The organism is Rhabdaerophilum sp., assembly GCF_046092605.1.
Taxonomy (GTDB): Bacteria; Pseudomonadota; Alphaproteobacteria; order Rhizobiales; family Beijerinckiaceae; genus Rhabdaerophilum.
Genome location: NZ_JBJTDY010000085.1, coordinates 1 through 5,116 on the forward strand (window position 1 = coordinate 1; position 5,116 = coordinate 5,116).

The following is a 5,116-nucleotide window of genomic DNA, read 5'->3' on the forward strand; positions in this document are numbered from 1 at the left end:
ATCAGATCGTCTGGTTATAGGCACCGACTTCCCTGTTCTCGCGCAGGATCGCATCCATCGCCTTGAACATCTCGCGCATGCGGGCTTCGGAGACCGGGCTCTCGATGACGACGACCAGTTCCGGCTTGTTGGACGAGGCACGGATGAGGCCCCAGGTGCCGTCATCAACCGTCACGCGCACACCATTCACGGTAACCACATCACGAATCGGATGGCCCGCGATGGAAAAGCCGGCCTTCTGCATCGCCTCAATACGCGCCACGACCTTCTCGACGATGCCATATTTCACCTCGTCCTCGCAATGCGGCGCCATGGTGGGCGTGGCCCAGGTCTTCGGCAGCGCGCGATAAAGATCGGCCATGGACTTGCCGGGGTTGCGATCGAGCATGTCGAGAACCGCAATCGCCGTCACGAGCCCGTCATCATAGCCACGCCCCACCGGCGGGTTGAAGAAGAAGTGCCCGCTCTTCTCGAAGCCCGCGAGCGCACCGAGTTCGGCCACGCGCTTCTTGATGTAGGAATGGCCGGTCTTCCAGTAATCAGTCTTGGCGCCGAGGCGCCGGAGTTCCGGGTCGGTCGCGAAAAGGCCGGTGGATTTCACATCCGCCACGAAAAGCGCATTGGGGTTCAGCGCCGCGAGATCGCGCGCCAGCATCACCCCGATCTTGTCCGCGAAGATTTCGTTCCCCTCGTTATCCACCACGCCGCAACGGTCGCCGTCGCCGTCGAAGCCGAGTGCCACATCCGCGCCATGCTCCTTCACGGCATGGGCCATGGCATGGAGCATCTCCATGTCCTCGGGGTTCGGGTTGTAGCGCGGAAAGGTATGATCGAGTTCGCAATCGAGGCGGATCACCTCCGCGCCGAGCGCTTCGAGCACCTGCGGGGCGAAGGCGCCGGCCGTGCCGTTGCCGCAGGCGCAGATGACCTTCAGCTTGCGCTTGAGCTTAGGGCGATCCGCCAGTTCGCTGTAATAATGGTTCTGGAAGAAGTTCTCGACGAAGGAATAGCTGCCCTGCCCGAAGCGATACTCGGCGTTGAGCACGATCTCCCTGATGCGGTTGATCTCGGCGGGGCCGAAGGTCACCGGGCGGTTGGCGCCCATCTTCACGCCGGTCCAGCCATTGTCGTTATGCGAGGCGGTGACCATCGCCACGGCCGGCACATCGAGCGCGAATTGCGCGAAATAGGCCATGGGCGACATGGCGAGGCCGATATCCACCACCTCGCAGCCCGAACCCATGAGGCCGGCGACCAGCGCCAGCTTGATGGCGTTCGAATAGCTGCGGAAATCATGGCCGACGACCACGCGCTGCTTCACGCCGGTTTCGGCAAGATAAGTGCCGATACCGAGGCCGAGGGCCTGCACGCCCATCAGGTTCAGTTCCGGCGCCTTGTCCGAAGCCGGATGCCCGAACCACCAGCGCGCATCATATTCGCGGAAGCCGGTGGGCTTCACGAGCGGGTTCAACTCGAAGGCAGCCGTATTGGGCTTCAGGTGCGCACGGGCTTTTGGAAAGGACGTCATGGGGCGCTCGCTTCACGTGAGGTCCGGCTCCCATACCGCTGACGGCCGGGAAAAACCAGATCAAGAACAGCAATGAGGGGATGATGGATAGGCAGGGAACGTGCGTTCAACCTGCCAATGACTTGAGAATGCCACGGAAATCCTTGCCCAGCTCCGGATTGGCCAGCGCATAGGCCACGTTGGCCGCCAGAAAGCCAAGCTTCGAGCCGGTATCATAGACCTGGCCATCGAAGCGCACGGCATGGAAGGGCTCGGTCTTCGCAAGCGTCAGCATGGAATCCGTGAGCTGTATCTCGCCGCCCGCCCCGCGCTCCTGCCTGGACAGCAGCTCGAAGATCGTGGGCTGGAGAATGTAGCGGCCGGAAATCGCGAGGTTGGAAGGGGCCGTTCCCCTGGCCGGCTTCTCGACCATGCGGGCGATCTTCGCGACCTTGTCGGCCGAGCCCGCCACATCGACGATGCCGTATTGATGCGTCTCGTCATCGGAGACCGGATAGACACCGATGAGATTTCCTCCAGTCTGGCCATAAGCCTCGATCATGTCGCCGAGAAAGGCCGTCTCGCCAAGATGCAGCATATCCGGGAGAAGCAGCGCGAACGGCTCATTGCCGATGATGTCGCGCGCGCACCACACCGCGTGCCCGAGGCCGAGCGGCGCCTGCTGGCGGGTGAAGCTCGTCGCGCCCGCGCCGGGTGTATCCGCCTCGAGCGCGGCCAGTTCCTTCACCTTGCCGCGGCCCTTCAACGTATCTTCCAGTTCATACTGTCGGTCGAAATGATCCTCAATGACATTCTTGTTGCGCCCGGTCACGAACACCACATGCTCGATGCCGGCCTTGCGCGCTTCATCCACCACGTGCTGGATCACGGGGCGATCCACGACCGTGAGCATTTCCTTCGGCATGGCCTTCGTCGCCGGCAGGAAACGCGTGCCAAGGCCCGCGACCGGGATCACCGCTTTGCGAATTCGCTTCATTCGACACCTGTTTGCAACGGCCTGCCTTTCAGGACGTTGCATAGGCTATCCTGTCAAGCTCTGTCACTTAATGCTCCATGAACCGCGGAGGCCGTATGACGTTTCCTCCGTTGAACATGGTAAACGCAGGAGAGGCCATGACAGTTCTGGTGACGGGCGGCGCGGGCTATATCGGCTCGCACATGGTGCTCGCCTTGCGGGATCGCGGCGAGAAGGTCGTCGTGATCGATGACCTCTCCTCGGGCTTTCCCCGGGCCTTGCCGCCGGATGTGCCCTTGCGCGGTGGTGATGTGGGTGACCCCGCCTTTACCCGCGCGGTGATGGACGAGTTCGGCGTAACCGAAATCGCGCATTTCGCGGCAAAGATCGTGGTGCAGGAATCGGTCGCGAAGCCGCTTTTCTATTATCACGCGAATACCGTGAAGAGCCGCGCGCTCATCGCGGCCGCCGTGCAGCACGGCGTGAAGCACTTCATCTTCTCCTCCACCGCCGCGGTCTATGGCGATGTCTCCGGCGAAGCCGTCAGCGAAGATGTCGCGCCGGCACCTGTCTCGCCCTATGGCCGCTCGAAACTCATGACCGAGTGGATGCTGCGCGACACATCAGTTGCGCATGATCTGAAGTTCATCGCGCTGCGCTATTTCAACGTCGCGGGCGCCGATCCGCAGGGGCGCTCTGGCCAGTCATTCCCGAACGCGACGCACCTTATCAAGGTGGCGGTGCAGGCGGCGCTTGGCCAGCGACCGCATCTCGATATCTTCGGCACGGATTACCCCACGCGCGACGGCTCCTGCATCCGCGACTATATCCACGTGACCGATCTCGCAAATGCCCATGTCGATGCGCTCAACCACCTGCGCAAGGGCGGCGAGAACCTCATCCTCAATTGCGGTTATGGGCGGGGTTTCTCCGTGCTCGAGGTTGTGGATGTGGTCAAGAGGGTGACGGGCGTGGATTTCACCACCCGGCGCGCGCCACGTCGCCCCGGCGATCCTGCAACCCTCCTCGCCAAGGCCGATCGCATCCGCGCGGAACTCGGCTGGAAACCCGAGCATGACAACCTCGAGGAGATCGTCGCGGCGGCCTTCCGCTGGGAAAAGTCGCTCGCAAGCAGGAACATCTGAGCGGCAAAACCTAGCGGCGCTGGACAATTTTCCAGTCGCCGCGCCACAGGCCGCGCCTGTCGGCCTGCGCCTCGGCCTCCGCTTCGAGCATGGCGCGCGGCGCGATGCCCACGGGCCGTGCGAAACCGACGCGCACCAGTTCGGTCGCAACATCGCGGCCCTGCGCGCGGCACGCTCCCACCATCGCCCCCGGCGGCGGCGCGAGATCGGGCGCCGAGCCCAGCGACTGGCATTGCAAGGGTTCGCCCCTTATCAGCGCGTAGAGCGTGGCGCGCGCGAAGATTCCGCATGGCCAGAGCGTGCGATCGGGGTTCTCGCAGGCCGCATCCATGGGCGGCGTCACGATACCCGTCAGCACGACATATTGCTCACCATTCGCCACGAACCGGCGGGAATCGATCATGTCATAGGGTGGCTCGACCGTGATCTGCCGCCGGAACCGGCCGGGTTCGCCGAGCATCTGAGGCGACAAGGGCGACAAGCCCGCTTCTTCCGGCGCGAGCATTGGCCGCTCGGGCGGCGGCACCACACGCTCGGGCGGCGCGCGATCCGGCCGGGGCGACCAGCTCCAGGGCGCATGCCCGGCGAAGGCCAGCGCGAGCGCCGCAAGGCACGCCACGGCCACGCTCCCCACCAGCACCGCCTCCTTGTGGCGGGCGAGCCAGGTTCGCAGGCGCGAGGGCCGGGTGGAGACGTCGGTCATGGATCTCCCGGAACGGTCTGGCGCCGCTTCGCGCCACCTGCGCCAAATGAAGGCTTTCCCCCGCATCCCGCAAGCCCCATAGGAGCGCGGAAGCGGCGCCGAGCCGTGAGAGGAGCATCACGGAGAACACGAGGGACGATGCTAGATTGGGGCGCCTATGCCGGCTTGTTCGCCGCAGCCTTCCTCGGCGCCACCCTCGTGCCAGCGCAATCCGAGGCAGTGCTCGCAGGCCTCGTGATCGCGGGAAAGCAGCCAGTTCTCGCGCTGTTTCTGGTCGCGAGCTCGGCTAATGTGCTGGGCCCGCTTCTGAACTGGATGATCGGCCGCGGCGTCGAGCGCTTCCGCGACCGACACTGGTTTCAGGCATCGCCCGAGGCGCTCACCAAAGCGCAACGCCATCACGAGCGCTGGGGCCATTGGTCGCTGCTCGCGAGCTAGGTGCCAAGCATCGGTGACCCGCTGACGCTTGTGGCCGGCATCCTGCGCGAACCGCTCTGACGCTGCCTCGTGCTCGCGAGCAGCGCCAAGGCCGGGCGCTACCTCATGGTGATCGCCCTGGCGAAGGCGTGGGTGTGAGGCAGGATCAGCTCCGCGCCAGCGCCTCCCAGGCCCGGGCCGAGGAATGGCGCGCGCCCCGATAGCTCGCGACGATCCGCGCGGTGAGCGCATCCTTCGCGGCGAGGCCGGAGAGGATTTCCTCCGCCAGAATCGCGCCCTTCGCGAGCACCTCCTCCGGCAGGCGATGCACCTGCGTGCCGCCCTCGATCAGCGTGCGGAGCGCCTCG

Annotated in this window: 5 protein-coding genes and 1 pseudogene; 2 read left to right on the forward strand and 4 right to left on the reverse strand. The window is 64.7% G+C overall.

Features of this window, described 5'->3' with window-relative positions; translation table 11 throughout:
- Position 1: 1 nt before the first annotated feature.
- Together ACKODO_RS06940 and galU are read right to left on the reverse strand one after the other, a co-directional pair.
- Positions 2–1,528 (reverse strand): phosphomannomutase/phosphoglucomutase, encoded by a 1,527-nt coding sequence (locus tag ACKODO_RS06940; protein ID WP_408982719.1) that lies wholly within the window; start codon positions 1,526–1,528, stop codon positions 2–4.
- 106 nt (positions 1,529–1,634) lie between these two features.
- The gene (galU, locus tag ACKODO_RS06945; protein ID WP_408982720.1) at positions 1,635–2,504 is read right to left on the reverse strand and encodes a UTP--glucose-1-phosphate uridylyltransferase GalU; all 870 of its coding nucleotides are present in this window, start codon (positions 2,502–2,504) and stop codon (positions 1,635–1,637) included.
- A 137-nt stretch (positions 2,505–2,641) separates the two neighbouring features.
- On the opposite strand from galU, the gene galE reads away from it, so the two are divergent.
- Positions 2,642–3,628 carry a UDP-glucose 4-epimerase GalE gene (gene galE / locus ACKODO_RS06950; RefSeq protein WP_408982721.1) on the forward strand — a complete coding sequence of 329 codons (987 nt, stop codon included), beginning with the start codon at positions 2,642–2,644 and terminating at the stop codon, positions 3,626–3,628.
- Positions 3,629–3,638: 10 nt separating this feature from the next.
- Here galE and ACKODO_RS06955 read toward each other — a convergent pair whose 3' ends face one another.
- Positions 3,639–4,331 carry a thermonuclease family protein gene (locus ACKODO_RS06955; protein WP_408982722.1) on the reverse strand — a complete coding sequence of 231 codons (693 nt, stop codon included), beginning with the start codon at positions 4,329–4,331 and terminating at the stop codon, positions 3,639–3,641.
- 138 nt (positions 4,332–4,469) lie between these two features.
- On the opposite strand from ACKODO_RS06955, the gene ACKODO_RS06960 reads away from it, so the two are divergent.
- Positions 4,470–4,769 carry a YqaA family protein gene (locus ACKODO_RS06960; RefSeq protein ID WP_408982723.1) on the forward strand — a complete coding sequence of 100 codons (300 nt, stop codon included), beginning with the start codon at positions 4,470–4,472 and terminating at the stop codon, positions 4,767–4,769.
- A gap of 145 nt (positions 4,770–4,914) precedes the next feature.
- On the opposite strand, the pseudogene ACKODO_RS06965 reads toward ACKODO_RS06960, so the two are convergent.
- Positions 4,915–5,116: pseudogene (locus tag ACKODO_RS06965) on the reverse strand (hypothetical protein); the annotation flags it as partial.